The sequence below is a fragment of the Neisseria mucosa genome, from assembly GCF_013267835.1.
Lineage (GTDB): Bacteria > Pseudomonadota > Gammaproteobacteria > Burkholderiales > Neisseriaceae > Neisseria.
In genome coordinates this window covers 2,124,356-2,151,149 of the sequence record NZ_CP053939.1, presented here as the reverse complement: position 1 = coordinate 2,151,149, position 26,794 = coordinate 2,124,356, and the positions used below count along the sequence as shown (strand labels likewise).

The 26,794-nt window shown below is 52.5% G+C and carries 23 protein-coding genes; 8 read left to right on the top strand and 15 right to left on the bottom strand.

Translation table 11 applies throughout. The annotated features are described in order from the left end of the window. The first annotated feature begins 64 nt into the window (after nucleotides 1–64). Nucleotides 65–403, top strand: a complete 339-nt coding sequence (gene erpA, locus FOC66_RS10290) for an iron-sulfur cluster insertion protein ErpA (RefSeq protein ID WP_003680162.1) — start codon at nucleotides 65–67, stop codon at nucleotides 401–403. Nucleotides 404–741: 338 nt separating this feature from the next. Continuing rightward, a complete protein-coding gene (locus FOC66_RS10285; protein ID WP_003748368.1) occupies nucleotides 742–1,416 on the top strand; it encodes a hypothetical protein in 675 nt (224 codons plus the stop codon). Between the two features lie 80 nt (nucleotides 1,417–1,496). On the opposite strand, the gene FOC66_RS10280 is transcribed toward FOC66_RS10285, so the two are convergent. Beyond that, nucleotides 1,497–3,686, bottom strand: coding sequence for a primosomal protein N' (locus tag FOC66_RS10280; protein ID WP_003748366.1), 2,190 nt, complete (start codon nucleotides 3,684–3,686; stop codon nucleotides 1,497–1,499). A gap of 135 nt (nucleotides 3,687–3,821) precedes the next feature. Here FOC66_RS10280 and FOC66_RS10275 point away from each other — a divergent pair, with 135 nt between their 5' ends. Further along, entirely contained in the window at nucleotides 3,822–4,613 is a 792-nt protein-coding gene (locus tag FOC66_RS10275) for a DsbC family protein (protein ID WP_003748365.1), read from the top strand. A gap of 135 nt (nucleotides 4,614–4,748) precedes the next feature. On the opposite strand, the gene FOC66_RS10270 is transcribed toward FOC66_RS10275, so the two are convergent. The 7 genes from FOC66_RS10270 to FOC66_RS10240 form a co-directional block, all read right to left on the bottom strand. Further along, the gene (locus FOC66_RS10270) at nucleotides 4,749–5,432 is read right to left on the bottom strand and encodes a 2,3-diphosphoglycerate-dependent phosphoglycerate mutase (RefSeq protein WP_003748363.1); all 684 of its coding nucleotides are present in this window, start codon (nucleotides 5,430–5,432) and stop codon (nucleotides 4,749–4,751) included. Between the two features lie 102 nt (nucleotides 5,433–5,534). Further along, a complete protein-coding gene (locus FOC66_RS10265) occupies nucleotides 5,535–6,287 on the bottom strand; it encodes a class I SAM-dependent methyltransferase (RefSeq protein ID WP_003748361.1) in 753 nt (250 codons plus the stop codon). 46 nt (nucleotides 6,288–6,333) lie between these two features. Further along, a complete protein-coding gene (locus FOC66_RS10260; RefSeq protein ID WP_003748358.1) occupies nucleotides 6,334–7,959 on the bottom strand; it encodes a sigma-54-dependent transcriptional regulator in 1,626 nt (541 codons plus the stop codon). Continuing rightward, nucleotides 7,952–9,538, bottom strand: a complete 1,587-nt coding sequence (locus FOC66_RS10255; protein ID WP_003748356.1) for a two-component system sensor histidine kinase NtrB — start codon at nucleotides 9,536–9,538, stop codon at nucleotides 7,952–7,954. Before FOC66_RS10255 ends, FOC66_RS10260 begins: the two co-directional genes overlap by 8 nt. A gap of 70 nt (nucleotides 9,539–9,608) precedes the next feature. Then, on the bottom strand, nucleotides 9,609–11,912 hold the full coding sequence (gene parC, locus FOC66_RS10250; protein ID WP_003748354.1) for a DNA topoisomerase IV subunit A: 2,304 nt from the start codon (nucleotides 11,910–11,912) through the stop codon (nucleotides 9,609–9,611). A 208-nt stretch (nucleotides 11,913–12,120) separates the two neighbouring features. Beyond that, the gene (locus FOC66_RS10245) at nucleotides 12,121–13,443 is read right to left on the bottom strand and encodes an MFS transporter (protein WP_003748352.1); all 1,323 of its coding nucleotides are present in this window, start codon (nucleotides 13,441–13,443) and stop codon (nucleotides 12,121–12,123) included. Between the two features lie 205 nt (nucleotides 13,444–13,648). Continuing rightward, on the bottom strand, nucleotides 13,649–14,692 hold the full coding sequence (locus FOC66_RS10240; RefSeq protein ID WP_003748350.1) for a LacI family DNA-binding transcriptional regulator: 1,044 nt from the start codon (nucleotides 14,690–14,692) through the stop codon (nucleotides 13,649–13,651). A 257-nt stretch (nucleotides 14,693–14,949) separates the two neighbouring features. Between FOC66_RS10240 and pgi the strand changes: the two genes are divergently transcribed. Both pgi and FOC66_RS10230 read left to right on the top strand, forming a co-directional pair. Then, complete coding sequence (gene pgi / locus FOC66_RS10235) at nucleotides 14,950–16,590, top strand: glucose-6-phosphate isomerase (protein ID WP_003748348.1); 1,641 nt, start codon at nucleotides 14,950–14,952, stop codon at nucleotides 16,588–16,590. 206 nt (nucleotides 16,591–16,796) lie between these two features. Continuing rightward, the gene (locus FOC66_RS10230; protein WP_003748345.1) at nucleotides 16,797–18,074 is read left to right on the top strand and encodes an AmpG family muropeptide MFS transporter; all 1,278 of its coding nucleotides are present in this window, start codon (nucleotides 16,797–16,799) and stop codon (nucleotides 18,072–18,074) included. A 79-nt stretch (nucleotides 18,075–18,153) separates the two neighbouring features. On the opposite strand, the gene hpf is transcribed toward FOC66_RS10230, so the two are convergent. The 7 genes from hpf to FOC66_RS10195 all read right to left on the bottom strand — a co-directional run bounded on the left by hpf (nucleotide 18,154) and on the right by FOC66_RS10195 (nucleotide 23,510). Then, on the bottom strand, nucleotides 18,154–18,468 hold the full coding sequence (gene hpf / locus FOC66_RS10225) for a ribosome hibernation-promoting factor, HPF/YfiA family (protein WP_003748344.1): 315 nt from the start codon (nucleotides 18,466–18,468) through the stop codon (nucleotides 18,154–18,156). 49 nt (nucleotides 18,469–18,517) lie between these two features. Beyond that, complete coding sequence (gene rpoN, locus FOC66_RS10220) at nucleotides 18,518–19,873, bottom strand: RNA polymerase factor sigma-54 (RefSeq protein WP_003748341.1); 1,356 nt, start codon at nucleotides 19,871–19,873, stop codon at nucleotides 18,518–18,520. Between the two features lie 165 nt (nucleotides 19,874–20,038). Continuing rightward, nucleotides 20,039–20,773, bottom strand: a complete 735-nt coding sequence (gene lptB, locus FOC66_RS10215; protein ID WP_003748339.1) for an LPS export ABC transporter ATP-binding protein — start codon at nucleotides 20,771–20,773, stop codon at nucleotides 20,039–20,041. Nucleotides 20,774–20,843: 70 nt separating this feature from the next. Then, nucleotides 20,844–21,374 carry a lipopolysaccharide transport periplasmic protein LptA gene (lptA, locus tag FOC66_RS10210; RefSeq protein ID WP_003748337.1) on the bottom strand — a complete coding sequence of 177 codons (531 nt, stop codon included), beginning with the start codon at nucleotides 21,372–21,374 and terminating at the stop codon, nucleotides 20,844–20,846. Beyond that, entirely contained in the window at nucleotides 21,355–21,936 is a 582-nt protein-coding gene (gene lptC / locus FOC66_RS10205) for an LPS export ABC transporter periplasmic protein LptC (protein ID WP_003748335.1), read from the bottom strand. Before lptC ends, lptA begins: the two co-directional genes overlap by 20 nt. Then, nucleotides 21,933–22,469 (bottom strand): KdsC family phosphatase, encoded by a 537-nt coding sequence (locus tag FOC66_RS10200; protein ID WP_003686818.1) that lies wholly within the window; start codon nucleotides 22,467–22,469, stop codon nucleotides 21,933–21,935. Before FOC66_RS10200 ends, lptC begins: the two co-directional genes overlap by 4 nt. Before the next feature lie 66 nt (nucleotides 22,470–22,535). Beyond that, the gene (locus FOC66_RS10195; RefSeq protein ID WP_003748334.1) at nucleotides 22,536–23,510 is read right to left on the bottom strand and encodes a KpsF/GutQ family sugar-phosphate isomerase; all 975 of its coding nucleotides are present in this window, start codon (nucleotides 23,508–23,510) and stop codon (nucleotides 22,536–22,538) included. Nucleotides 23,511–23,644: 134 nt separating this feature from the next. On the opposite strand from FOC66_RS10195, the gene tal reads away from it, so the two are divergent. The 3 genes from tal (at nucleotide 23,645) to FOC66_RS10180 (ending at nucleotide 26,715) form a co-directional block, all read left to right on the top strand. After that, on the top strand, nucleotides 23,645–24,700 hold the full coding sequence (gene tal, locus FOC66_RS10190; protein WP_003748331.1) for a transaldolase: 1,056 nt from the start codon (nucleotides 23,645–23,647) through the stop codon (nucleotides 24,698–24,700). 153 nt (nucleotides 24,701–24,853) lie between these two features. Beyond that, nucleotides 24,854–25,741: a tRNA glutamyl-Q(34) synthetase GluQRS gene (gene gluQRS / locus FOC66_RS10185; RefSeq protein ID WP_003748330.1), complete on the top strand. Its 888-nt coding sequence runs from the start codon at nucleotides 24,854–24,856 to the stop codon at nucleotides 25,739–25,741. 239 nt (nucleotides 25,742–25,980) lie between these two features. Then, the gene (locus FOC66_RS10180) at nucleotides 25,981–26,715 is read left to right on the top strand and encodes a LytR/AlgR family response regulator transcription factor (RefSeq protein WP_003748328.1); all 735 of its coding nucleotides are present in this window, start codon (nucleotides 25,981–25,983) and stop codon (nucleotides 26,713–26,715) included. Nucleotides 26,716–26,794: the final 79 nt, after the last annotated feature.

The window sequence follows — 26,794 nt, the reverse complement described above, 5'->3', positions numbered from 1 at the left end:
AACTTGCTTTGGCCAACGGTTTGCGCGACAATAGTAAAAATATTCATATAAAAGGAATCACATCATGTCAGACGAAAGCCCTATTATCTTTACTGACAGCTGCTGCACCAAAGTTGCCGACCTGATTGCCGAAGAGAACAATCCCGACCTGAAATTGCGCGTATTCGTCAACGGTGGCGGCTGTTCCGGCTTCCAATACGGTTTTACCTTTGACGAAATCAAAAACGACGACGATTTCGAAATCCAAAAAAACGGCCTGACGTTCTTGGTTGACCCGATGAGCTACCAATATCTGGTTGGTGCGGAAATCGACTACACCGAAAGCCTGCAAGGTTCTCAATTCGTCATCCGCAATCCGAATGCAGAGACAACTTGCGGTTGCGGTTCGTCCTTCTCCGTATAAACAATCCGTTTTTGCCACAAAAAAAGCAGGCCGTCTGTATCTTCAGACGGCCTTTTGTGTGAATTTATTTTAAACAATTTTAGATTTACCTTATAATAATAATATCGGGCGTGAATATTTACTCTACAATAGACATAACATTGGACATGCATATTTCCATATAAATAAAAAATTATTGTCCAGCCGATTAACGACACAAAGGCAAACCGTACCTGGTCTGCCTGAGACTGCAGCCTCTGTCCTGGCTCTTATCGCAAGTCAGAACAGCTCAAACACAATAACAAAACCTTAGGCTAAACCCATTTGGTTGACGCAGTCGAAATATTCATGGGATATCAATGAGCAAACAAGAAAAATTTTTCGACGTATACGTTTCTTATCCGCCGAACACGGATAAGGAGCGCATCCATGCCTGCCTGTATGACAACCTGCCCGAAAACGAAGCCGAGAGCCTGATTCAAGCCTTGGCCGAGCGTCCGCAAGCCATTGTGGCCGAAAAATGCACGCAAGACGAGCGCGAAAATGCGCAGCATTACTTCAGCTATTTAGGTTTGGACGTAATCGTCCGTCAGGCTATGGAGTTGGAAGCGGTCGAAGAAGAACCCGTATTGGCAGTCAACACTCCCGACCCTATCCAATGCCCAGTCTGCATGACGATTATTGACGAACTCGATGCACAGGAATGTAAGACCTGCCACTTTGATTTGACAGAAAAAAATGAGCTGGCCATCCAGCGCAAGCGCATTGAATGGCAGGAAAAAATCTCTTTCGAGCATAAAAAACAAACCGAAATTGCCCACAAGCTCAAATACGAACGTGAGCAGGAGGAAAAAAAGCTGCGCAAAAAAATCCGCGCCGAATTAGAATCCCAATTACGCGAAGAGTTAGGCCAAAATCCTGAGCTGGCTGCACTTGCAGCGAGGAAGAAAACACAGTTTCTGCTTACAATGGCCATCGTATTCGCCGTTTTGAGCCTGCTTGCTCTCGGCTATATCGCTGCAAAATTCTTCTAAACTGATTCAAAAACTTAAGGCCGTCTGAAAAACAGATTTTCAGACGGCCTTTTATTTCCATATTGATTGCATCATTCCAATCAAGCCTCTTGCACATCCACATCCACCGACCATCTGATTTTGCCGTCGCGGTTTTGCTGCAACACCTGCACCCACAAACTCACGGCGCGGTGCAAATCTTGTCGGGATGTCGATTCGAGGAAGATTTGCGCGCGTTCGCGTTCGGCAAGTCGCACCATCAGCATGGGGGCGGCGCCGAACTGGGAGACGCTTTCGGGTAAAAGCGGGGCGAGGGTTTCTTTGGCGGCGTTGAGAAATTCCATCGCATCGGCAACGCGCGGCGCGTCGGCGCGGACGGCGGTCTGAAAACCGAAGGGCGGCATGGCGAACATTTGCCGCTCGTTCAATTCGTTTTCGGCAAACACGGCGTAGTCCTGCGCTTTGACGGCGGCGAAGACGGGATGTTCGGGCAGTTGGGTCTGTATCAGCACCTTGCCGGGTTTGTCGGCGCGCCCCGCCCTGCCGGACACTTGCATCAGCTCGGCAAACAGCCTTTCCGGCGCGCGAAAGTCCGCGCTGTATAGGCTGCCGTCGGCGTTTAAGACGATAACGAGGTTGAGCCGCGCGAAATCATGGCCTTTGGCGAGCATCTGCGTGCCGACCAGAATATCGATTTCGTTGTCGGCGATGCGGCGGTACAAATCCGCCCAGTCGTTTTTGTGCGCCGTGCTGTCCCTGTCGACGCGGACGACGGCGGCCTTGGGCAGGAAGGCGCGCAGGGTTTCTTCGACGCGCTGCGTGCCGTGGCCGATGGCGGTCAGGTCTTGGTTGCCGCAGTCGGGGCATTTGAACGGGATGGGCTCGCGGTGGTCGCAGTGGTGGCAGCGCAGTTGGCGGGCGCGTTGGTGCAGCACCATTTTGGCGGAACAGTTTGGGCAGCCGAAGGTATGGCCGCAGTCGCCGCAAAACAGCGCGGGCGCGAAGCCGCGTCGGTTGAGGTACACCAGCGACATGCCGCCCGCCTCAAAATTCTGTTTCAAAAGCTGCAAGGCTTGCGGCGAGAAGCCGTTATCGAGTTTCAGACGGCCTACATTAAGTATTTCCACTTGCGGCAGTTGCGCGGCGGCATGGGCGCGCTCGGTCAGTTGCAGCAGGCGGTACGCGCCGCTTTGCGCTTTGTGCCAGCTCTCCAAGCTGGGCGTGGCGCTGCCCAATATGATGGGGCAGCCGCTCTGCTTCGCCCGCCACACCGCCAAATCGCGGGCATGGTAGCGCAATTCATTGTCCTGTTTGAACGAGCTGTCGTGTTCCTCATCGACCACAATCAGCCCGACATCAGGCAAAGGCGTGAACACCGCCAGCCGCGTGCCGATGACCAATTTCGCCTGCCCCAACATGGCGCGCAGATAATCCTGCGTGCGCTTGCCTGCCGCCATCTGGCTGTGCAACACGGCGGTCGGCACGTCGGCAAAACGGTTTTCCACCCGCTTCAAAAGCTGCGGCGTGAGGTTGATTTCGGGCAACAAAAATAACACCTGCCGCCCCTGCGCCAACACTTTCGCCATCGCATCGAAATACACCTCGGTCTTGCCGCTGCCGGTAATGCCGTACAGCAAAAACGGCTGGAATTTGCCGAAGGCCGTCTGAATTTCATCGGAAGCCTGCTGCTGGTCGGCATTCAACACAAATTCAGAGTGCGAAGCCTGCCCATGGTACGGCCTTAAAACGGACTTCGCCGCCTCCGTCGTTTCAATCCAGCCCTGCTCCGCCCAATCTTCAATCAATTTCACTGCCTGCGCGTTTACCTGCTTCAACGCCGCCATCGTCATTCCGCCCGACAGCAGCGCGTCCCACAAAGCCGCTTTTTTGTTGAACCGCGTCGGTGGCGGTGTTTGCGCCCTGCCCGCTTCGTTCAGCGCGTAAAACAACGGCGGCTGCGGCATTTCCACCGCGCGCGTTTCCTTCAAACCCTGCGGCAGCGCGGCAAACACCGCCTGCCCGGTCGGATAGTGGTAATAACGCGACGTAAACGCCAACAAATCACGCCAGCTTTGAGGCAACGGCTTTTCTTCCACAAAGGCCGTCTGAACACTCAAAATCCGCGCCGTATCCATATCGGGTGCAATATCCGTTTCCCACACAATCCCGACCACGGTTTTATTGCGGAAAGGCACAAGCACCCGCGTTCCTGGAGGGAGCGGCTCGGAATGCGAATAAGTCAAAAGGCCGTCTGAAAGCGGCACGTTCACAGCGATGCGGTGGTAAATCATACAAACAATCAAATCATTTTTTCGTATTTTAACAGCCGAAAGCTATTTTCAGACGATAAATTGAGCCTCAATACAATGCAGGCATGACAGAGGTTTGATACAATGCCTTACTTTTAACACACGCAAGTCTCTCGCATGAAAACCAAGTTAATCAAAATCTTAACACCGTTTGCCGTCCTTCCTTTGTTGGCATGTGGTCAACCTGCCGTATCCAATGCCAACGCGGCGCCTGCTCCGGCTGCCAAAGCGGAAGCGCCTGCCGACAAATCCGTTGCCGCTTCTTTGAAAGCGCGTTTAGAAAAAGTCTATGCCGCCCAAGATTTGAAAGTTTTGAGCGTCAGTGAAACACCGATTAAAGGCATTTACGAAGTTGTCGTCAGCGGCAAACAAATCATCTATACCGATGCCAAAGGCGACTATATGCTCGTCGGCGACCTCATCAACGTCAACACGCGCCAAAGCCTGACTGAAGAACGCGCCGCCGATTTGAACAAAATTGACTTCGCTTCCCTGCCTTTGGACAAAGCCATCAAAGAAGTGCGCGGCAACGGCAAACTGAAAGTCGCCGTTTTCTCCGATCCGGACTGCCCGTTCTGCAAACGCTTGGAGCATGAATTTGAAAAAATGACCGACATCACGATTTACACCTTCATGATGCCGATTCCAAGCCTGCACCCTGATGCCGCGCGCAAGGCCGAGCTGTTGTGGTGCCAACCTAATCCGACCCAGGCATGGACCGACTGGATGCGCAAAGGCAAACTCCCAAGCGGCAAAGCAAACTGCGAAAACCCTGTTGCGGAAACCACTTCATTGGGCGAACAATTCGGCTTCAACGGCACGCCGACCCTGGTCTTCCCTAACGGCCGCAGCCAAAGCGGTTACAGCCCTATGCCCCACCTCAAAGAAGTTATCGAGAAAAACCAGTAATACAGGGTTTAATCTCCATCAAGGACGCTTTACGCGTCCTTTTTTCATTTCGCCCTGCCATCAATTGCTTTCAGACGGCCTCAAACAGACAAATACAAAAAAGGACGTGTTCGCCACGTCCTTTTTCCCTTTACCTTACAGGTAGAATTTCTCAACCACTTTCAGGTTTTCGTCCAATTTGTACACCAGCGGCTGGCCGGTCGGGATTTCCAAGCTCATGATGTCTTCGTCGGAAATGCCTTCGATGTGTTTGGCCAACGCGCGCAGGGAGTTGCCGTGTGCCGCAACCAAAACACGTTTGCCGCTCAGGATGGCCGGAGCGATTTGGTCTTCCCAGAAAGGCAGGACGCGCTCGAGGGTAACTTTGAGGTTTTCGCCATCGGGAATAACATCGCTAGGCAGGTTGGCATAGCGGCGGTCGTTGTGGGCGGAATGCGGGTCTTTAGGATCAAGCAGCGGAGGCAGGGTGTCGTAGCTGCGGCGCCAAATGTGGACTTGCTCGTCACCGTATTTTTCTGCGGTTTGTTTTTTATCCAAACCTTGCAGCTGGCCGTAGTGGCGCTCGTTCAAACGCCATGATTTGATTTGCGGAACAAACAGTTGGTCAGATTCTTCCAAAACAATGTTACAGGTTTTGATGGCACGGGTCAGGACGGAAGTAAAGGCGATGTCGAATTCATAGCCTTTTTCTTTCAGCTTTTTACCTGCTGCGGCGGCTTCTGCCAAACCTTGCTCGCTCAGCTTGACGTCGCGCCAGCCGGTGAAAAGGTTTTTCGCGTTCCATTCGCTTTGTCCGTGACGGATGAATACTAATTCCATGATTGTTTGCTCCAATGAAGTTTGGGAAAAGGTATTTATAGCACACTTTGCCGCCGCGCTGATAACGTCGGCGGTTTCTTTTGATATGTTGCAAGTTTGCTTCTAGTCTTCAGACGGCCTTGTCGGAAGGTAAACGTCAAAACGCGTGCTTTTGCCGGTGTATTGATATGCCGGTTTGCGTCCGTCGAGAAATTCGCCCAAGCGCGGGCGTTTGACGACAATGCGCTTTTTGGCGGTATCCAATGCCGCCTCCAACAACTCGGCTTCGTCTTGTGCCGCGCCGACCAAGTCGTGAAAGTAAGCCATTTCTTTTTTCACGGCGGCGGTTTTGCGGCGTTCCGGGTACATCGGGTCGAGGTACACCACATCGGGCCTGCCGTTTTGCGCAGATAATTCCTGCATCAAATCAACGGCATTGCCGAAATACAAAGTAATTCGCCGGGCAATCTCCCGTGTTTCTTCACTTTGCCCAGCCCTGTTGAGGCCGTCTGAAAGTAGACAGGCAACCGCAGGATTTTGTTCAAAAGTGTGTACATTCAAACCCAACGAGGCAAGCACGAAGCTGTCGCGCCCCAGTCCGCCGGTAGCGTCCCAGACAGTCGGTTGCGCAGTATGATTGACGGCTTTGGCAATCAACTCGCCTCCGCCTTTAGTGCGCCGATAATGGGCGGCACCGCCATCAAAATCAACGCGGACACGGCCTTTTTCACCGGCGCGGCATAAACTGATGCCGCTTTCGTCAGCAATAAGGAAACTGCCTGCTTCAGGCTGCCGGTCGATAACGGTCAGCCCGAAAGGCGCGGCAAGGCTGCGAAGTTCGGCAGATGCGGTTTCGTCAAAATAAATCTTGTACATAAGGCTTATGTTTCAGACGGCCTTGAACTTGGGCCGTCTGAACGTTTTAATTGATGTCCAAGCGTTCCATGCGGTAGCGCATGGAGCGGAAGCTGATGCCCAAAAGTTTGGCGGCTTGGGTACGGTTGTAACGGGTTTGCTGCAAGGCCTGCTCGATGATGCTGCGTTCCACTTGGTCGAGGTAATCCTGTATCTGCATGGTGCGCGGATCAAACGGCGGAATGGGGCTGTGATTGAGCGTGGTTTCGCGCGCGTCAGGTTCGGCGATGTCGTCAAAAGAAAGGCTGCTGCGATCGGCCTTGGCCTGCGGGGCGTTTTGAATCTGCAAGTCGTCCACTTGTATCACTTGGCCGACCGTCAGTGCAACGGCGCGTTCGAGGATATTCTCCAGCTCGCGGAAGTTGCCGGGATAGCTGTAATGCAGCAGGGCTTCTTGGGCTTTCGGACTGAGTTTGTAGGTTTGATTGCCGTGGCGGTGTTTGTACAGCAAATACAGAATCAGCGCGCCCAAGTCTTCGCGCATTTCGCGTAAAGGCGGCATGTGTAGGGAGACAACGTTGAGGCGGTAATACAAGTCCTGGCGGAATGCGCCGCTCTCAACCAAGGCTTCGAGGTTTTTATGGGTTGCACAAATAATGCGTACGTCCACAAAGGTTTCCCGCGCATCGCCGATACGGCGCACGGCCTTTTCTTGGATGGCGCGCAGGAGTTTGACCTGCATGGCAAGCGGCAAATCGGCAACTTCGTCGAGAAACAGTGTACCGCCGTCGGCGTGTTGGAAAAAGCCGAGACGGTCTTGGTCCGCACCGGTAAAGCTGCCTTTTTTGTAGCCGAAAAATTCGCTTTCCATCAGGTTTTCAGGAATCGCGCCGCAGTTGACGGCAATAAACGGTTTGTCGGCGCGGTCGGACAGCTCGTGAATCGTGCGCGCCGCCTGCTCTTTACCCGTACCGGATTCGCCGGAAATATAAACGGGAACCAGGCTGCGTGCCAATCTGCGAATCAGGTGGCGCACTTCGACCATTTGCGGCGAAGTACCCAACAGGCGCGGCATATCGTCGTCGCCTTTCAGGATAGGCTCTTCTTGCAAAGCAGGATTGATATTGCCGGTTGAAAACCGCTCTTTTAAGGAATTGAGCCCTTCCGGAACGGTCAAAGGCCGGTTAAATTCGCTCTGCACGCTCTTGGGCGGCGTAACAACAGGCTTGACCGGCTGGGGTTCGGGTTTATACAGGGCGGCAGAAACAGGCGCCGGCTGAGATTTGACTTTTTCAGACGGCGTGGGTTCGTTGGTATTGTCTGAAACCGATACGGCCGATTTTACCAACGAACGCAGTTGCGACAGCGTAATCGGTTTTTGCAGATAGTCAAACGCGCCTGCTTTCAAGGCTTCAACGGCTTGGTCGGCATTGCCGAAAGCCGTAATCACGGCAACGGGTGTATCGAGCATCAACTCGTCAATGTATTGGACCACCTCGAGGCCGGAGCCGTCGGGCATACGCATATCGGTCAACACCAGCGAATAATCGTTGTTGTCCAGCTTGTCTTTGGCTTCTTCAACACCAGCCGCCGTATCGACACGCAGACCCATTTTCATCAGGGTCATTTCCATCAGGTCGCGGATGTCTGCCTCGTCATCGACAACCAAAACCGGCTCTTGCAATTTATTCATCCTGCGCTTGCTCCTTCGGTAAAATCAGTTCGAACCCGTTCATTTCAGGGTGATAATGCAGCTGTCCCATATTGGCGTGTGCCAACTCGCGTGCGACGTAAAGCCCCAAACCGGTGCCTTGTTTTTCGGTGGTGTAAAACGGCTCGAACAGATGGTTTCGCACATCCGGCGGCACACCTTTGCCGTTGTCCGCCACGACGATGGAAATATGCATCCTGCCGCTGGGGCGGATCAGGACGGTAATGGCGTTTTCGTCCTGACGGCTGTGTCGCCAAGCGTTGTTGCACAAGTTCCACATCACTTGCTGCAAGTGCATAGGATCGACCAATACGGTCAGGTTGTTGCCGTCCATATTCATGCGCAGACAGCCGATGGCATCAGGATTGTTCAAGGTAAACTCCTGCTTGAACTCTAACCAGAATTTCATCAGATTGACCGGCTGGCGGCTGATGTTGTCGCGTTTGTTAATCAGGGATACGTCTTCCAACATCTTGTCGATGCGTTGGATATTGCTGTCGATGATGTTGTAGAGCTTGGCCTTGAGCGGATCTGCCTCGTCTCCCTCTTGCAACAAATCGCTGGCATGGCGGATGGCGGACATCGGGTTGCGGATTTCGTGGGCAAGGTTGGCAGTCAACTGTCCAAGCGAAGTCAGCTTGGTGGACATGGCCTCTGCAGCCACTTCACGCAATGAGCGGACATACAGCATCAGCAGCTCGGTCTGCTCCTGAATCAGCGGAACGGCACGGACGTGCATGGCGTGTTGAAAAATATGAATATCGGTTTCAAAAGGTTTGTCGGGTTGGCGCTGCCATCGGGCCACCAGTTCGCCGAACACGATTTCCTGCTGATCGATAATCAGGCTGGGAAAATAGATTTTTGCCTGTTTGTTAAACAGCCACACGCGCTGGGTCGCATCAATCACCACCACCGCTTCCTGTACACGGTTTAAAACCAAATGGTTCAGGCCGCTGATACGGCGGTAGGCTAATTGATGGCGGCTGGCGGACTCTGTGGCCTGTTCGAGATAACGGGCGGCAAACGAAGTCAACATCGCCACCAGATAGCTGGCGCCGATCAGCATTAAAGAATTCGCCACTGATTTTGCGTCCCAATTAAACGAATCGAAACGCATACTGCCGTCTAAAAACAGGTTCAAAATAAACAGCATTGCCGTATAGCCTGCGTACAGCATGGGATAATGGCCATAACTGAGCAGACACGACGTGGCAACAAACGGCAAAACCAAAATCCCGAAACCTGAAGCCGTACCGCCGGAGATATACACCAAAACCATGATCATGGTAATGTCGACCACGGCGCTGGCATTGGGCAAATCCAAGGATTGCCACTGCCAGCCCGGGCGGAGCACGGAGAGCATAATCAGGAAGAAATACAGCGTTATCCAAATATAAAACTCAACTGCCGGCAACGAAACGCCAATCAGATTGCCGCCCGTATAGCTGCCGAAAGCGTGCAAAACCAAAAGCGGCAAGACGATGGCTATTCGGGCAATGTTGATGACGCCGGGAATCCGCTCCCTCAGATTACCCAGCTCTTGAAGATTGGCTCTGTTCATAAGTGAACCTTTTTTATTTTCATGCAATGTCGTAGTAAATTTAATTTATTTGAATATATTGGTTTTTGCCTTAAGACAAACTTTTCAGACGGCCTGATATTTCCAATACCTTGCCTTTTTTACCGCGCTTGCCGTCAATATCGGCAATACGCAGTTTTTCCTGATGTTCTGCGCCGCGTCGGCCGACCGATACAACGGTAAACTCAGGAGAGGTCGTTACCATAACGTGTTCCAAAGATGCACCCTCGGCCAACGACATCAGCTGCAAACCGCGGCCTTTGGGCATGACTTTGAGTTCGCCGATGGAAAACGCCAAGAGACGGTGGTCGCTGCTGGCCAGTACGATTTTGCAGTCGGGATTGATGAGCGAAGAAGCATAGACGGCAACCGGAGGCAGGACGGTTTCACTGCTGTCCACGGTCATCACTACTTTGCCCGCTTTCACGCGTCCGACCATATCGGCCAACTTAGCGATGAAGCCGTAGCCGCCGCTGCCTGAGAGCAGGTAGTGCTGTTCGGGTTGGCCGGTGAGCATGGCGACAGGTTTGGCGCCGTTTTGCAGCTCGATTAAGGATGAAACCGGTACGCCGTCGCCGCGTCCGCCGGGAATTTCGGCGGCATCGAGCGTGTAGGTTCTACCCAATGAGTCGAGAATGACGACGGGCAAAACGGTTCGGCCTTCGAGGGTCTGCTTGAGGCGGTCGCCTTCTTTGAATGCAGTTTGGCTCAAATCAAGGTTGTGTCCGGCACGGCTGCGTATCCACCCTTTTTCCGACAGAATTAGCGTGATGGGCTCGTCGGCGGTGGTTTGCGTCAGCACTGCGCGTCCGGCTTCTTCCACCAGCGTGCGGCGCGCGTCGCCGAACTGCTTCATGTCCGCCTGCATCTCTTTGATAATCAGCTTGCGTTTTTCGTTTTCGTCGCCCAAAAGGATATTCAGACGGCCTTGTTCCTCGCGCAATTCGTTCAATTCTTTTTCGAGTTTGAAACCTTCCAAACGCGCCAACTGACGCAGGCGGATTTCCAAAATGTCTTCGGCTTGGATTTCGGTCAGCCCGAACGCCGCCATCAAATCGGCCTTCGGGTCGTCTGATTCGCGGATGACTTTAATCACTTCGTCGATGTGCAGGAAGACTTTCAGACGGCCTTCAAGGATGTGAAGCCGTTTTTCCACTTGGTTCAAACGGAATTTCAGACGGCGTGTTACGGTAACGACGCGGAAATCCAGCCATTCCTGCAAAATCGTTTTCAGGTTTTTCTGCGCGGGACGGTTGTCCAGCCCCATCATCACCAAGTTCATGGACACATTGCCTTCCAGCGAAGTCTGCGCCATCAGCGTGTTGATGAAGGTATCGGTATCGATGCGGCTGGATTTCGGTTCGAACACCAGACGCACGGGATGTTCGCCGTCGGACTCGTCGCGTACACGGTCGATTAAATCCAGCATCAGCTTTTTGGTATTAAGTTGGTCTTGGTTCAGCTGCTTTTTACCCGCTTTCGGTTTCGGGTTGGTTTGTTCTTCGATTTCGGCAAGGATTTTGGCGGAATTGGCGTTCGGCGGCAGCTCGGTCACAATCACGCGCCATTGTCCGCGCGCCAGCTTCTCGATTTCGTAACGCGCACGCACGCGCACGCTGCCCTTGCCGGTTTCGTAAATCCGGCGCAATTCGTCCGCCGGCGTGATGATTTGACCGCCGCCGGCAAAATCGGGCGCGGGAATATATTGCATCAGGTCGGCGGTTTCCAGCGTCGGCTTTTTCAACAGCGCAATCGCCGCCTGTGTCACTTCGTTTAAATTGTGTGATGGGATTTCGGTCGCCATGCCCACTGCAATGCCCGATGCGCCGTTGAGCAAGACCATAGGCAGACGGGCGGGCAGGTGCAGCGGTTCGTCAAACGCGCCGTCGTAGTTCGGTACAAAATCTACCGTACCCTGATTAATTTCGGACAACAGCAATTCCGCAATCGGCGTCAGCCGCGCTTCGGTGTAACGCATCGCCGCCGCTCCGTCGCCGTCGCGTGAGCCGAAGTTGCCGATGCCGTCGATTAAGGGATAGCGCAAGGTAAAATCCTGCGCCATGCGGACCATCGCCTCATAGGCGGAACTGTCGCCGTGCGGATGATATTTACCCAAAATCTCGCCGACCACGCGCGCCGACTTCACCGGCTTCGCGCCCGCTGTCAAACCCATATCGCGCATGGCAAACAAAATACGCCGTTGTACAGGCTTTTGGCCGTCTGAAACTTCAGGCAGCGCGCGGCCTTTGACCACGCTCATGGCGTATTCGAGATAGGCGCGTTCGGCGTACTGACCTAACAGCAGGTAGTCTTCGCCGACAGGAGATGGACTTGGAGCGGAAATGTGTTCTGTCATCAGGATGGTAAAACGAAATCAATTAAAGAAGGATATTGTAAAGCAAAATCGGTAGTCATAGCCAATTTGAGTGATGAACGGTAGCTCGGCGGCAATAAGGCTTACCGAATCAAGTCGGCAAATATGATTTTTTTCGACCAAAAAGGCCGTCTGAAACCCTTTCATGTTTCAGACGGCCTTTTTATTTTGGTTTTAAATCAAAACTTCGTTATTCTGCAGTAGCCGGTTTGGCCGCAGTTTTAATGGTTAAGGTCAATGCGGCGGCAATGGCCAGGGAAACACCGGCAAAAGTCATCGCGTTGGCAGGGTTTGAATCCAAGAAAGTTCTGTACACCCAGCCGAAAGATACGGTTTCAATCAGCATAGGAATCACAATCATCATGTTCACAATACCCATGTACACGCCGTAACGTTCTTTAGGGATAGAGCCGACCACAATCATAAACGGCACGCCCATCATACTTGCCCAACCGACACCGAAACCAATCATCGGCGCAAACATCAGGTATTTGTTGCCGATGTGCGGAATGGTGAGCAAGGCCAGCGCGGCAAGGGTTACGGCAAAGGCGTGAACATATTTGGCGGCGTATTTGCGCGCCATCCACATCAGGCCGAAGGCGGAGATAAAGGTTACCACGTTGTAGAAACCGTTTACCAGGCCGGTCCATGCAACCGCTTGGCTATACGCTTCGGTATTCTCAACGGTCGAGTCCCAGACGGATTGGACGATACTGTGGGAAATATATTGCCAGTAGATGAAGAGCGCGTACCATTGGAAGAGATACACCAAAGCCAGTTGCCACAGGGCAGTCGGCATTTCGCGCACGGCAACGACAATATCTTTAACAGCATGGGCCGGACCGCTCGGCTGGGCTTTAATGGCCGCCATTTCTTCAGGACTGGGCTCGCGTTCGGCTGTTGATAAAACGGTAACCAAAACCGAACCAATGGAGCAGACCGCACCAATATAAAACGAACCGAATACCCAATACGGAATGCCCGCTTCGGAGGTTTGTTGCAACCAGCCGATTTGTTGGAAGATGTAGAGGGAAACGTTGGCCAGGGTAATACCCAAACCGGTAAACACGGACTGCATCAAGAAACCGGTGGATTGCTGGTGTTCAGGAACGGTATCGGCAATAAAGGCACGGAAAGGTTCCATTGCCGTGTTGTTGCTGATGTCCAAGAGCCACAGCAGCAATACGGCCACCCACAAGGCGGTAACGTGCGGATAAATAAATAGGCAGAGGCTGCAACCGATGGCGCCGATCAAGAAATACGGACGGCGGCGGCCCAATCCCGGCACCCAAGTGCGGTCACTCATTGCACCAATCATCGGCTGCACCAGCAAACCGGTAATCGGGCCTGCCATATTCAAAATCGGCAATTGGCTCGGGTCGGCATGAAGAAAGCTGAAAATCGGGTTAATCGCAGTCTGCTGCAACCCGAAGCTGTATTGAATGCCGAAGAAACCGAAGTTCATCAGCATAATCTGGCGAAGTGTCATCGCCACTTGTGGGGAGATTTTCATAGGAAGGCTACTCCTGGATAATAAACTATGGAAACAACAAACTCCAATTTCAGCGGTATGACGCTTTTGCTTTTATTGTATTGAGCCGCCTTTTTTAATGAGGCAACTCCGTTTTCAGACGGCCTTTATTTTGACCGTTCACATGAATCTTATTTTGATGTGTGTTTGTGTTGTTTAAAGCTTATTATTTTCAGGCCGTCTGAAACTATTTATTAATCACAGACTGACGCCAGATGGTTTCCCCAACGACCTTGACTGGCTGAACCGCACCGGCCGGATCTTCGATGTATTGGAACAGCAAATCCGCCGCCATCGCACCCATGCGTAGATACGGCAGTTCGGTACTGGTCAACGGCGGAAACAGCGTTTCCGCAATCGCGCTGTGGTTATCATATCCGGCAACAGAGACTTGCTCGGGAACCCGCATGCCGCGCGTCCTCAAAATCCCGTACACGCGCACCGCCATTTCATCGTTGCCGCAGCAAATTACCGTCGGCGGAAGCGGCAAAGACAACAGTTTCAAAATAGCCGAAATCAAAGACCCGCTGTCGTTGCTGAAGTCAGGATAACCAGTTTGCACCAAATCAGGATCGAAGACAATATCCGCATCAGCCAAAGCACGGCGGTATCCGGCCAATCTCAATCTCGTCGCTTCCACGCCCGGCTGCAAAGTCACATAAGCAATCCGTTTGTGTCCGCTTTGGATAATCCGGCGCACCAAGCCATACTGCCCCGCTTCGTCATCCGGCAAAACCGACGGCGTACCTGCCAAATCAAAGCAGTTGACCAACACCATCGGGCAACGGTTGGGCACTTCCGGCAGCAATACTTCCTGATGGAAACCGGCTACATACAAAATCCCCTCGGCACGGTGTTCCATAAAGGTACGGATCAGCGGCTCCATCTGACCGGGCTGACCCGGCTTGTTGTCGATGTCGGCAATCATCAAAATCTTGCCTTGTGCGCGAATCCGCTGCTGAATGCCCTTAATCAAGAACATATCCGGAATGCCGTGTCCGCCCGTATTCTCGCCCGTCCGCGAAATGGCGCCGGTAATCAGGCCGACCAAGCCGGAACGGTGGGACCGCATAATCCGCGCCGCAGAAGACGGGATATAGCCCAAAGCGGCAATCGCTGTTTCTACTTTGGAACGGGTTTTATCGCTGACCGGCGCATCGCCGTTAATCACCCGGCTGACCGTCTTGGGAGACACTCCGGCATAAGCAGCGACATCATAAATTGTAGCCATCTTACGAACCCGCCCCGACAGGATTTCAATAATGTTACATAGGATAACACAGCAGACATCGGTGTCATACCCCTTTTTTTACAGAAACTTGATGATAATCAATCATTTCTTTTTCATTTTGCATACATTTCTTAAACAAAACCACCCCCGCCACCTCCCAAAACCTGTTCAAATTTGTTAAACTACAAGCCACTACAAAAAAGTAGGAAATACCTATCTATCCTGCTTATTTTACCGTTACATACTAAGGAAACGAGATGACCGCATACTCAGACGCATGGCAGGCCTTGGAAGCCCATCATGCCGATACGCAACACGTTACTCTGCGCGAACGTTTCGCAGCAGATGCCGAACGTTTCAACAATATGCACGAAATTCTGCACGGTTTGTTATTTGATTACAGCAAAAACCGTCTGGATGAAAATACCCTTGATTTATTGTGCCGACTGGCCGAAGCAGCCGATTTGCCACAATATATGCAGGCCATGCTCAACGGCGAAAAAATCAACACCAGCGAACACCGCGCCGTCCTCCACACCGCCCTGCGCCTGCCGGCCAATGCCCAACCCATTTACGTCGACGGCGAAAACATCGTGTCCAAAGTTCATCACGAACTCAACCGCACCCTCGAATTCGCACGCCAACTTTTGGACGGCACCCACGCAGGCATTACCGGCAAACCGATTACCGACTTGGTTCACATCGGCATCGGCGGCTCCGATTTGGGCCCGCGTATGGCCACACAGGCGCTGCAACCCTATTGGCAAAACATCCGCGTCCACTTTGTCAGCAACTCCGATGATGCCGACCTGACCCAAACCCTTCTCGGCCTCAACCCCGAGACCACCGTATTCAGCATTGCCAGCAAATCGTTCCGCACACCGGAAACCCTGCTCAATGCCTATGCGGCGCGTACTTGGTACCGCGATGCAGGTTTGCCCGATTCCGGTATCTACCGCCACTTCTGCGCCATTTCCGCCGATGTGGCCGCCGCCCAAAACTTCGGCATTTCCCCCGACAAAGTCTTCGCCATGTCCGACTGGGTCGGCGGCCGCTATTCCGTCTGGTCGCCCATCGGCCTGCCGCTGATGGTTGCCGTCGGAGAAAAAGCGTTCCGCAAAATGCTGGCCGGTGCGCACGCGATGGATACCCATTTCTTCGAGACACCATTCCGCCGCAACATTCCCGTCCTGATGGCGCTCATCAACGTTTGGTACAACAACTTCCAACATTCAGACGGCCAAACCGTTGTCTCATACAGCCACAACATGCGCCTCTTCACCCCGTGGCTCAACCAGCTCGATATGGAAAGCCTCGGCAAACAACGTACTTCAGACGGCCAACCCGTTTCCTGCACCACCGGCGGCATTGTCTTCGGCGATGAAGGCGTCAACTGCCAACACGCCTACTTCCAGCTTTTACACCAAGGCACGCGTCTGATTCCCGTCGATTTCATCGTCCCCATGACCACAATCTACGGCAACCACCGCCAACACCGCTTTACCGTTGCCAATGCCTTCGCCCAAGCCGAAGCGCTGATGAAAGGCAAGACCTTAGACGAAGTCCAAATCGAATTGGCCGCCCTACCCCAAGACGAACGCGACCGACTTGCGCCACAGAAAGAATTCCCCGGCAACCGCCCGAGCAACAGCCTGCTCATCGACAGCCTGACACCTTTCAACCTCGGCATGCTGATGGCGGCTTACGAACACCGCACCTTCGTACAGGGCGTGATTTGGCGTATCAACCCCTTCGACCAATGGGGCGTGGAATACGGTAAAGAGCTGGCCAAAACCATCGAACCCGAACTCGAACGCGGCACGCCGGCACACGACAGCTCCACCAATGGTCTGATTGCCTTCTACCGCAACTGCAACGCAGCATCGAAGGCCGTCTGAAAATAAAATATCCGTAAAACAAACATATCTGCCTGTCTTACGGGCATTTCAAAACCTGATTGGCTTGTTCCGACAAAAGGCCGTCTGAAACTTAATTTGCTAAAGTTTCAGACGGCCTTTCATTATTCGATAAAGATAACAGAAGTTCATTCGCCATATCCCCCATCTTTGCTACAATATCTCTTTTCTTTTTTATTGATTTCACTATGACAACCGCACCCCAATCCGGCACTTGGCGCAAGATTTTCTCGCGCAGTATGCTGATTTGTATCTTTACAGGCTTCACTTCGGGGTTGCCGCTTTATTTCCTGATCAACCTGATTCCGGCATGGTTGCGCAGCGAACACGTCGATTTGAAAACCATCGGCCTGATGGCACTCATCGGCCTGCCTTTTACTTGGAAATTTATCTGGTCTCCCGTCATTGATTTGGTCAAATTACCTTTCTTAGGACGTCGGCGCGGTTGGATGCTGGTGACACAAATTGGTTTGCTGCTGACCTTGCTCATTTACGCCTTCCTAAATCCTGCCCAGCATTTATATGTAATTATGGGCTTATCGTTGGTGGTCGCCTTTTTTTCTGCCAGCCAAGATATTGTATTGGATGCATTTCGCCGCGAAATTTTGTCAGATGAAGAATTAGGCTTAGGCAACTCTATCCACGTCAATGCCTACCGTATCGCCGCTTTGGTACCCGGCTCGCTCAGCTTAATTTTGGCCGACTTGATGCCTTGGCACAACGTATTCATCATTACTGCACTATTTATGCTGCCCGGTCTGCTGATGACCCTGTTTTTAGCGAAAGAGCCTGACATTCCACCATCCGTGTCGCGTACATTTGCCCAAACGGTTTCCGACCCTTTCAGTGAATTCTTCTCCCGAAAAGGAATCAAACAAGCCATATTGGTGTTGCTGTTTATCTTCCTCTACAAACTGGGCGACAGTATGGCGACTTCCCTGGCAACGCCGTTTTATCTGGACATGGGCTTCAGCAAAACCGACATCGGCCTCATTGCCAAAAATGCCGGTTTATGGCCTGCCGTCATTGCCGGTATCGCCGGCGGTATTTGGATGTTGAAACTCGGTATCAACAGGGCATTATGGGTTTTCGGCGTGGCGCAATGGGTAACGATTCTAGGCTTTGCCTGGCTGGCGGGTTTCGGTAAATTTGAAACCATTACCCTGACGGAACAAATGATGCTTGCCGCCGTGATTGGTGCGGAAGCGGCAGGCGTAGGCTTGGGCACGGCGGCATTTGTCGCCTATATGGCCCGTGAAACCAATCCTGCTTTCACGGCCACACAATTGGCCCTCTTTACCAGCCTGTCAGCCGTTCCCCGTACATTTATCAATGCTTCGGCAGGCTATCTGATTGAAGCGATGGGTTACTTCAATTTCTACTGGCTGTGTTTTGCCCTAGGCATACCCGGCATGTTGCTGCTGTTTAAAGTGGCACCATGGAATGGTCAAAAAGTGAGTAACTAGATTGCCAGTCTAAAACTTCTAGCAAAACAAAAGGCCGTCTGAATGGTTCAGACGGCCTTTATCATACAAAAACTTTATTCTATTCTGCTTCAGGTTTGACAGTGCTGCGGACATCGCCACTTTTTTCTTTATGTTTCAAAACAGCGCGGTCGAGTTTGTCCATCAAAACATCAATCGCGGCGTACATATCCTGTTCAATCGCTTCAACGTGCAAATCTTTGCCTGCCAGATGGACATCGGCTTCGGCTTTTTGGCTGACTTTTTCCACCGAGAGCGTGATGGTCACGGAAATGATGTTGTCGGCGTGGCGGCTGATTCGTGCCAACTTGTCGGAAACGTAGTTTTTGATGGCTTCGGTAACATCAAAATTCAGACCGGTGATTTTCAGATTCATGATACAGCTCCTTCGGTTGGTTAGTCCGTCAAAACGGATCGGAATATATCTACTCGGTAAATTTTCGTTTGTGTGCCGGCGGGATGTCTAATGATTCTCTATATTTAGCCACTGTACGTCTGGCGATTTCAATGCCGCGTTGTTTTAATAATTTGACGAGGGCCTCGTCCGAATAAGGTTTGCTGCTGTCTTCGCTTTCAATCAGCTGGCTCAAGACAGCTTTGATTGCGCCTTGGCTGAACCCTTCGCCCTCATCGTCGGCATTGACTGCCTGTGTGAAGAAATAGCGTAACGCAAACAGGCCGCGCGGGCAAGACAAATATTTCTGGTTGGCGGCGCGCGAAATGGTGCTTTCCGCCAAACCCAATTCGGCGGCAGCATCTTTCATCAGCATGGGCGACAGGCCGATTTCGCCGAAGATGAAAAAATCTTCCTGATTTTTGACAATATACTCGGCAAGGCGGAGGACTGTGCTTTTGCGCAATTCCAAAGAATCAATGCGCTGTTTGGCTTCGCTGATTTTTTCCTTCCACTCCGGCGCGCCCTCTTCCGCCGATTTCATCAGGTCGCAATATTCCTGATTGAGCTGCAGCTTCGGCCAGGCCGCTTCGTTGCTGATGACTTCCCAGCCGTCCTTGCCCTCTTTGACCCAAACGTCAGGCTGAATATAAGGCGTAGGGGTGGCAGAAGCGAAGCCGTAAGCCGGATAAGGATTCAAGCCGGCAATCATATCGAGCGCGGCTTCTATGGTTTCGCTGTCGGCCTGGGGATAAAGTTTGCGGAAACGCAGAACGTTTTGTTTACGGTTTTTGCCCAAATCTTGAAGCGAACTTTGCACCAAATGCGCGGCCATTTGTCTGGCCGGAGAAGCCGGCAAACGCATCAGCTGCAGCATGAGCGACTCGGTCAAATCGGCCGCCGCCACGCCGGGCGGGTCAAAGGTTTGCAATACGTCCAGCGCATTTTGCAGGGCTTCTTCGTCCAGCATCCATTCCAACGGCGTGTGGTCGATGATTTCTTCGAGGCTGTCGGTGAGGTAGCCTTGTTCGTCCAAAAAATCAATCAATACATGAACATAGACCGCTTCTATTTGAGAGAGCGGATGCTCGCACACTTGGGCATGCAGATAGTGTTTGAAATCCTCTTCTTCGGCGATGTTGCTCCAAATATCTTCGGCATCGCCGCCGCCCAACTGCTGACCGGCACGCGGCATGGTGACGGCACGGTTGAGCCCGCTATCGGCAAACTCATCGCTTTCCGGACGCTCAAGCAGAGGATTGTCCGACAACCAGTCTTCCACTTCGCGCTCAAGCTCAAGACCCGACATCTGCAAGATGCGCAGAGACTGCTGCAGCCGCTGGTTGAGCTGCTGGGTCTGTTTGAGTTTAAGGACGAGTGAAGACATAGTGTTTGATTCGAAATGTATGGATAGTTTTTCAGACGGCCTTTATACGGCAGGCCGTCTGAAAGATTAGGTTATCGGTATTATATTTGTATTTGTAGTGATTATTCCAATATTTATAGCCGCCCTCAATTGAAATGAGGGCTTCATATACCGTCAAATATGCATTCAATATTTAAAATTTTCACCCAAGTAAACCGAACGGACTTGTTCATTGTTGACCAAATCATCCGGCTTGCCTGAAGCCAATACCGTACCGTCGCTGATGATGTAGGCACGGTCGCAGATGCTGAGGGTTTCGCGCACGTTGTGGTCGGTAATCAATACGCCGATACCGCGTGATTTGAGGAACTCGATGATTTTCTGAATATCGATGACGGCAATCGGGTCAACGCCGGCAAAAGGTTCGTCCAACAAAATGAAACGAGGCTGCATGGCCAACACGCGCGCGATTTCGACACGGCGGCGTTCGCCGCCGGACAAGGACGGCGCGGGGTTGTTGCGTAGGCGCTCGATATTCAAATCAGCCAACAGTTTTTCCAGTTCGGCATCGATGCGGCTTTTGTCCTTCATGCTGATTTCCAAAATAGCGCGGATATTTTGTTCCACGGTCATTTTGCGAAAAATCGAGGCCTCCTGCGGCAGATAGCCGACGCCGAGGCGGGCGCGTTCGTGAATGGGCAGGTGGCGCAACTCTTGTCCGTCCAGCATCACGCTGCCTGCATCGGCGGCAATCAGGCCGACAATCATGTAAAAGCTGGTAGTCTTACCCGCGCCGTTGGGGCCGAGCAGGCCGATGACCTCGCCGCTTTCGATTTCAAGGGAGAAGCTTTTGACGACTTGGCGTTTTTTGAAACTTTTTTGCAGGTTTTGAACCACAAGACGGCTGTTTTTTGCGCTCATATTCTGTTGACTTTCGATATTGACCTCAGGCCGTCTGAACCTTTTTCAGACGGCCTTTTTGTGTGTTTTCTTATTTGTTTTTCTGCGTGCTGGACGGCTGGATGACCACGCTGACGCGGCCGGATTTCGCGGCGGATTTCACACCGGATTTGGCGCTGCCGTTGATGGTGTAAACCTCGGTTTTGGTGTTGTACGTGATGACCGCACCTTCGGCCACATCGCCGCCGCGCTGCACTTTGGCATTGCCGGACAGGGTAACGAGGTTGGCTGCGGAAGAATACGTCACGGTATTGGCTTGGCCGTTGACCACGCCTTTACCGCCGTCCAACTCTTGGCTGAATTTGACGGGCGAGCCGGTGGCTTTCATCAACTGCTCGCTTTTGTCGTTGCGTGAAACGGTTACGCTGCCGGCACGGATATTGAGCGTGCCTTGTTTGATGATGACGTTGCCGGAAAAGGTGGTGCTTTGGTTGTTTTGGTCAAGCGAGCCTTGGTCGGCTTCAATTTGAATCGGCTGCTTGCTGTCGCTTTGCAGGGCAAAGGCCGGGCTGGCGGCAAAAACGGCAACAAGGGCTAAGGTTTTACAAATTTTTTGTATCATAAATTGTGGCTTTCACTTTGGAAGGGAAATTCAGCAAACCGGTTTTGTGGTCATAAGTCATGCCGTTTGCCTGACCGCCGGACTGTCCGTATTGGAAAGTAACCGGGCTGTCGGTATGGGCGTATTGTGCTTCGGTATCGACATTCAAACGTTCGGTTTTGACGATGCCGGCCAAACGCTTGGCATCTGCCGCTTTATTTAAGACAACATTTTGTTCAAAAACGACTTTTTTGTTTTGAATATTGTACACGGCCTTGTCGCTGCCGACTTCGTACAACAGGCTGCCGTCGCGGTAAAACGAAAGATGCGGTTTGTCCAAATGAACGTCCGCGCTATTCGGATATTGAACGGCATCGGCCGCGCTCAGGTTTTCTTTCAGACGGCCTTCTTGGTCAAAACGTTTGCCGTTGATGCCTTTCATCGAATATTGCGGCTCATTCGGATTGAGGACGACTTCTTCGACCTGCACTTCGCTGATGCGGCCGAGCCACGCCGCCAGTGCGCCGAGTGAGACTGCCAACACCAGCGGAAAGGCGATTCCGTAACGCCATCTGATTTTCATCGTACATACTCTTTCAAAGCAGGTTCAAGCGTACCTTGCGCCTGCATAATCAAATCGCACACTTCACGCACCGCGCCTGCGCCGCCGGAACGTCGGGTTACATAATGGGCGTATTGCAAAGTAAACCAATGCGCTTCGGGGACGGCGACCGCCAATCCGCAACGCACCATCACGGGCAAATCGACAACATCGTCGCCGACAAAGGCGCACTCATGCTCCTCCACACCGGCCTGTTCGCGTAATTGGGCGTAGGCGGCACGTTTGTCGTGAATGCCTTTGAAGTAATAGTTGATACCGAGCTGCTTCACGCGGATACCGACGGAAGGCGCATCGCGGCCGGTAATAATCGCCGTTTGCACGCCGCTGGCCTGAAGCATTTTCAAACCGTGTCCGTCCAAAGTGTGGAACGATTTGATTTCTTCGCCGTTGTCGCGGATAAAAATGCGGCCGTCGGTCAAAACGCCGTCCACATCCAGTATCAGCAGTTTGATGCCTAAAGCGCGTTGTTGCAGGTCGGAAGAGAGGTTTTGCATAAGGTTTCCTTATTTCAGACGGCCTATTCTAGCATAAGGCCGCCTGAAAACGTTTTTGCCGTCGATTCAGACAATTCGTGCCATCAATAAATCGTGCATGTTCAGCGCGCCAATCAGTACGCCGTTTTCTTCGACCACCAGCAAACCGTTCACATGGCCGCTTTGCATGGCTTTCAAGGCTTCTGTGGCGAGGCGATCGGCGGAGATGGTTTTCGGCGAAGCGTGCATGATGTCGTCCACTTTCAAACCGGCAAAGCTGTCGCGTTCTTGAAACAGACGGCGCAAGTCGCCATCGGTAAATACGCCTTTCAGACGGCCTTCGGCATCGGTTACCGCCAACATGCCCAAACCTTTTTCACTCATGCGGACAATGGCCTCTTTCAACGGCGTGCCCAACAAAACGGCAGGCAGGGCTTCGTCTTTGTGCATAATATCCGCCACGCGCAACAGCAGGCGTTTGCCCAAGCTGCCGGCCGGATGGCTTAAAGCAAAATCGTCGGGCGTGAACGCGCGTGCACGCAACAATACAACCGCCAGCGCATCGCCCAATGCCATCACGGCGGTCGTGCTGGAAGTCGGCGCAAGGCCGAGCGGGCAGGCTTCTTTGGAAACCGCCGCGGTAATATGGATATCAGCATGGCGCGCCATGGTGGAAGTCGGATGGGCAGTGATACAAATAAGCGTGATGTTTTTGCGTTTCAACGCCGGAATAATCGCCGCAATTTCATCGCTTTCACCGGAATTGGAAATGGCAATCACGACATCGTGGTCCACAATCATGCCCAAATCGCCGTGCGCCGCTTCGGCTGGATGGACGAAAAACGCAGGCGTGCCGGTAGAAGCCATGGTCGCCGCCATTTTACGGCCAATGTGTCCGGACTTGCCCATGCCGGTAATGACCACCCTGCCCTTGCAGTGCAACAACGCTTCCGCCGCACGGACAAAATCATGGTCCAAAGCCGCCGCAATTTCACGCAAACCTTCGGCTTCCGTATCCAATACATCGCGCGCCCAGTCGAGATAAAGTGTGTTTTCCGCCATCAAAGCCGCCTTTCATGCTTGAATTTAGGTTTGTTTTGCCCAAATTAATCGGCTGTAAACTGTTCAAATTCATCGAATCGGCGTAGCATTACCGCCACTTCACAAACAAACCTATTATGTAAAAGGAATCAGAGATGACTATTTTATCGGACGTTAAAGCATTAGGACAACAAATCTGGTTGGACAACCTCTCCCGTTCGCTGGTACAAAGCGGCGAATTGGCCGAAATGCTCAAACAGGGCGTGTGCGGCGTAACTTCCAATCCTGCCATTTTCCAAAAAGCCTTTGCAGGCGATGCCCTGTACGCCGACGAAGTAGCCGCGCTCAAACAGCAAGACCTGACCCCGAAACAACGCTACGAAACCATGGCGGTTGCCGACGTACAAGCCGCTTGCGACGTGTGCCTTACCGAACACGAATCCACCGGCGGCAAAACCGGCTTCGTCAGCCTCGAAGTTTCGCCCGAATTATCCAAAGACGCACAAGGCACGGTTGAAGAAGCGCGTCGCCTGCATGCCGCCATCGGCCGTAAAAATGCCATGATTAAAGTACCGGCAACCGACGAAGGCATCGAAGCGCTTGAAACCCTCGTTTCAGACGGCATCAGCGTCAACCTGACCCTGCTTTTCTCCCGTGCCCAAACCCTCAAAGCCTATGCGGCCTACGCGCGCGGCATTGCCAAACGTTTGGAAGCGGGACATGATGTTTCCCATATCCACGTTGTCGCCAGCTTCTTTATTTCCCGTGTCGATGCCGCGTTGGACGCCACCCTGCCCGACCACCTCAAAGGCAAAATCGCCATCGCGCTGGCCAAAGCCGCCTATCAAGATTGGGCGCAATACTTCGGCAGCAGCGAATTTGCCGCACTTGCCGAAAAAGGTGCCAACCGCGTACAACTTTTGTGGGCATCCACAGGCGTGAAAAACCCTGCCTATCCTGACACGTTGTACGTTGACAGCCTGATTGGCGCCCATACCGTCAACACCGTTCCCGATGCGACACTCAAAGCCTTTATCGATCACGGCACCGCCCAAGCCACGTTGACCGAAGGTGTGGACGAAGCCCAAGCGCAGCTTGCCGAAACCGCGAAACTCGGCATTGATGTCGAAACTTTGGCAACTCGTTTGCAGGAAGACGGTTTGAAACAATTTGAAGACGCTTTTGCCAAACTGCTGGCTCCCTTGGCTTAAACGGATTAAACAGACGGCCGATTGAAACTTAAATCATTTTGAAAAGTCTAGGCCGTCTGAAACCCAAATTCGGGCGTGTACGGCACGCCCTTTTCTATCACGATTTGAATACCGCGCAGGCATACTTACCCTGCCCTACACAAACACCCTGCCATGTATATAGGACGTTTCGCCCCCAGCCCTACCGGCCTGCTTCATATCGGCTCCCTGCTGACCGCCGTCGCCTCCTATGCCGACGCGCGCGCCCATCAGGGCAAATGGCTGGTTCGCATTGAAGACCTTGACCCCCCGCGTGAAATGCCCGGCGCCGCTGCCGACATTTTGCGCACGCTTGAGGCTTTCGGTTTTGAGTGGAACGGCGAAGTCGCCTATCAAAGCCGCCGTTACGACCTGTATCAAGACACACTCGACCGCCTCCAAGCAGCCGGGCTGGTGTATCCCTGCTATTGCAGCCGCAAAGACTGGCAGGCAGCGGCAACTCAGGGCGCAGACGGATTTGTGTATAACGGCCGTTGCCGCAATCCACAGCAAAGACCTAACACGCAAAACAAAATGCCGGCATGGCGCATTCAAGTCCCCAATCGCGTGATCGGTTTTTCAGACGGCATTGTCGGACAATACGCACAAAATCTGGCACACGACATCGGCGATTTCGTCCTGCTTCGTGCCGACGGCTATTGGGCCTATCAGCTTGCCGTGGTTGCCGACGATGCCGATCAAGGCATAACGCATATTGTCCGCGGCCAAGATTTGCTCGTTTCCACGCCGCGCCAAATCTATCTGCAACAATGCCTCGGCGCTCCCACACCGTCCTACGCCCACCTGCCGCTATTGACCAACAACCAAGGGCAAAAGTGGTCGAAACAAACCCTTGCCCCGGCTTTGGATTTGAATCAAAAAGAACAACTCCTCCGCCAAGTCCTGACCTACCTCAACCTACCCGATGCACCCGCCGTAAACCGGCCGCAAGAATTACTCGATTGGGCGGTGGCGCACTGGCAAATGGACAAAATCCCAAAATCGTCCATTATCACGAAATGAATTAGCACGATTACAACAAAATTACTCTAGGTATTACAATATTTCATAAAATTATGTAAGTAATCTTCAGATTCATTCCAAATCACGCCCAAGAAGCGAAAAATCATGTATATTTTAAAAATTTCCTAAAATTGTTGCGAAGTGATAATTTCAAGATTGCAACAACATACGGCTGGCGCGTTATTGAGGATGACAAAGCGCGGCAGATCTCCCACGATACAACAAAAAGAAATACCGCTATGCCAAGTGCCATTATTGTAGAAGACGAAGTATTAGCAGCAGAACGCTTGCGTGTATTATTGGAAGAATGCAATGTCGTACTGCTCAACGTCTTTCACCATGCCATGCCAGCATTGGAGTGGCTGAGCGTCCACGAAGTCGACATTGTCTTTGCCGACATCGGCATGCCGGAAATCGACGGTCTCGAGTTTGTCGAACGCATCAAGCGTACCGCCAAACGCCAGCCGGAAATTGTCTTCACCACAGCCTACGAAGAACACGCTCTGCGCGCGTTCGAGCTGGCTGCCGCAGACTATCTGCTCAAACCGATCAAAATGACCCGCCTGCAAACCGCGCTTGACCGCATCATCGAGAAAAACCGCGAAAAAGCAGACAGCTTCACCCATTTCAAAGTGTACAACCGCGAGCGCATGGTTGAAATCCCCTGGCAACAGGCACGTTACCTGATGGCGGAACACAAAACCGTCTATCTGTTTACCGGCGACGGCCAAAGCTACGAATTACCGAAAACATTGGTTTACTGGGAAGAGTTGCTTGGCGACAAAGTCATCCGCATCCACCGCAACGCCCTCGTCTTCCGCCACACCCTCGACAGCTTGATTCGACTGGACGATGACGAAAACGACGAATACGCATCCACATGGGGCGCAAAAATTCTCGATATTCCGACCCCGTTGCCCGTCAGCCGCCGACAACTGTCCACCCTGCGGAAAATCATTAAAAACAGCATCTAACAATACGCTCTTTGACTCACTCTTTTTAAATCAAAGGCCGTCTGAAAATATCTTTTCAGACTGCCTTTTAACTTCTCAT

Excerpts from the sequence above, each read along its gene's own strand:
- parC (WP_003748354.1), bottom strand. The coding sequence starts at position 11,912 with ATGACAGAACACATTTCCGCTCCAAGTCCATCTCCTGTCGGCGAAGAC.
- lptA (WP_003748337.1), bottom strand. The coding sequence starts at position 21,374 with ATGATACAAAAAATTTGTAAAACCTTAGCCCTTGTTGCCGTTTTTGCC.
- FOC66_RS10275 (WP_003748365.1), top strand. The coding sequence starts at position 3,822 with ATGAAAACCAAGTTAATCAAAATCTTAACACCGTTTGCCGTCCTTCCT.
- FOC66_RS10245 (WP_003748352.1), bottom strand. The coding sequence starts at position 13,443 with ATGAAAATCTCCCCACAAGTGGCGATGACACTTCGCCAGATTATGCTG.
- pgi (WP_003748348.1), top strand. The coding sequence starts at position 14,950 with ATGACCGCATACTCAGACGCATGGCAGGCCTTGGAAGCCCATCATGCC.
- FOC66_RS10255 (WP_003748356.1), bottom strand. The coding sequence starts at position 9,538 with ATGAACAGAGCCAATCTTCAAGAGCTGGGTAATCTGAGGGAGCGGATT.
- rpoN (WP_003748341.1), bottom strand. The coding sequence starts at position 19,873 with ATGTCTTCACTCGTCCTTAAACTCAAACAGACCCAGCAGCTCAACCAG.
- FOC66_RS10195 (WP_003748334.1), bottom strand. The coding sequence starts at position 23,510 with ATGGCGGAAAACACACTTTATCTCGACTGGGCGCGCGATGTATTGGAT.
- FOC66_RS10240 (WP_003748350.1), bottom strand. The coding sequence starts at position 14,692 with ATGGCTACAATTTATGATGTCGCTGCTTATGCCGGAGTGTCTCCCAAG.
- FOC66_RS10230 (WP_003748345.1), top strand. The coding sequence starts at position 16,797 with ATGACAACCGCACCCCAATCCGGCACTTGGCGCAAGATTTTCTCGCGC.
- FOC66_RS10260 (WP_003748358.1), bottom strand. The coding sequence starts at position 7,959 with ATGAATAAATTGCAAGAGCCGGTTTTGGTTGTCGATGACGAGGCAGAC.
- FOC66_RS10285 (WP_003748368.1), top strand. The coding sequence starts at position 742 with ATGAGCAAACAAGAAAAATTTTTCGACGTATACGTTTCTTATCCGCCG.
- FOC66_RS10200 (WP_003686818.1), bottom strand. The coding sequence starts at position 22,469 with ATGCAAAACCTCTCTTCCGACCTGCAACAACGCGCTTTAGGCATCAAA.
- tal (WP_003748331.1), top strand. The coding sequence starts at position 23,645 with ATGACTATTTTATCGGACGTTAAAGCATTAGGACAACAAATCTGGTTG.
- FOC66_RS10180 (WP_003748328.1), top strand. The coding sequence starts at position 25,981 with ATGCCAAGTGCCATTATTGTAGAAGACGAAGTATTAGCAGCAGAACGC.
- lptC (WP_003748335.1), bottom strand. The coding sequence starts at position 21,936 with ATGAAAATCAGATGGCGTTACGGAATCGCCTTTCCGCTGGTGTTGGCA.
- gluQRS (WP_003748330.1), top strand. The coding sequence starts at position 24,854 with ATGTATATAGGACGTTTCGCCCCCAGCCCTACCGGCCTGCTTCATATC.
- FOC66_RS10270 (WP_003748363.1), bottom strand. The coding sequence starts at position 5,432 with ATGGAATTAGTATTCATCCGTCACGGACAAAGCGAATGGAACGCGAAA.
- lptB (WP_003748339.1), bottom strand. The coding sequence starts at position 20,773 with ATGAGCGCAAAAAACAGCCGTCTTGTGGTTCAAAACCTGCAAAAAAGT.
- FOC66_RS10280 (WP_003748366.1), bottom strand. The coding sequence starts at position 3,686 with ATGATTTACCACCGCATCGCTGTGAACGTGCCGCTTTCAGACGGCCTT.
- FOC66_RS10265 (WP_003748361.1), bottom strand. The coding sequence starts at position 6,287 with ATGTACAAGATTTATTTTGACGAAACCGCATCTGCCGAACTTCGCAGC.
- erpA (WP_003680162.1), top strand. The coding sequence starts at position 65 with ATGTCAGACGAAAGCCCTATTATCTTTACTGACAGCTGCTGCACCAAA.
- hpf (WP_003748344.1), bottom strand. The coding sequence starts at position 18,468 with ATGAATCTGAAAATCACCGGTCTGAATTTTGATGTTACCGAAGCCATC.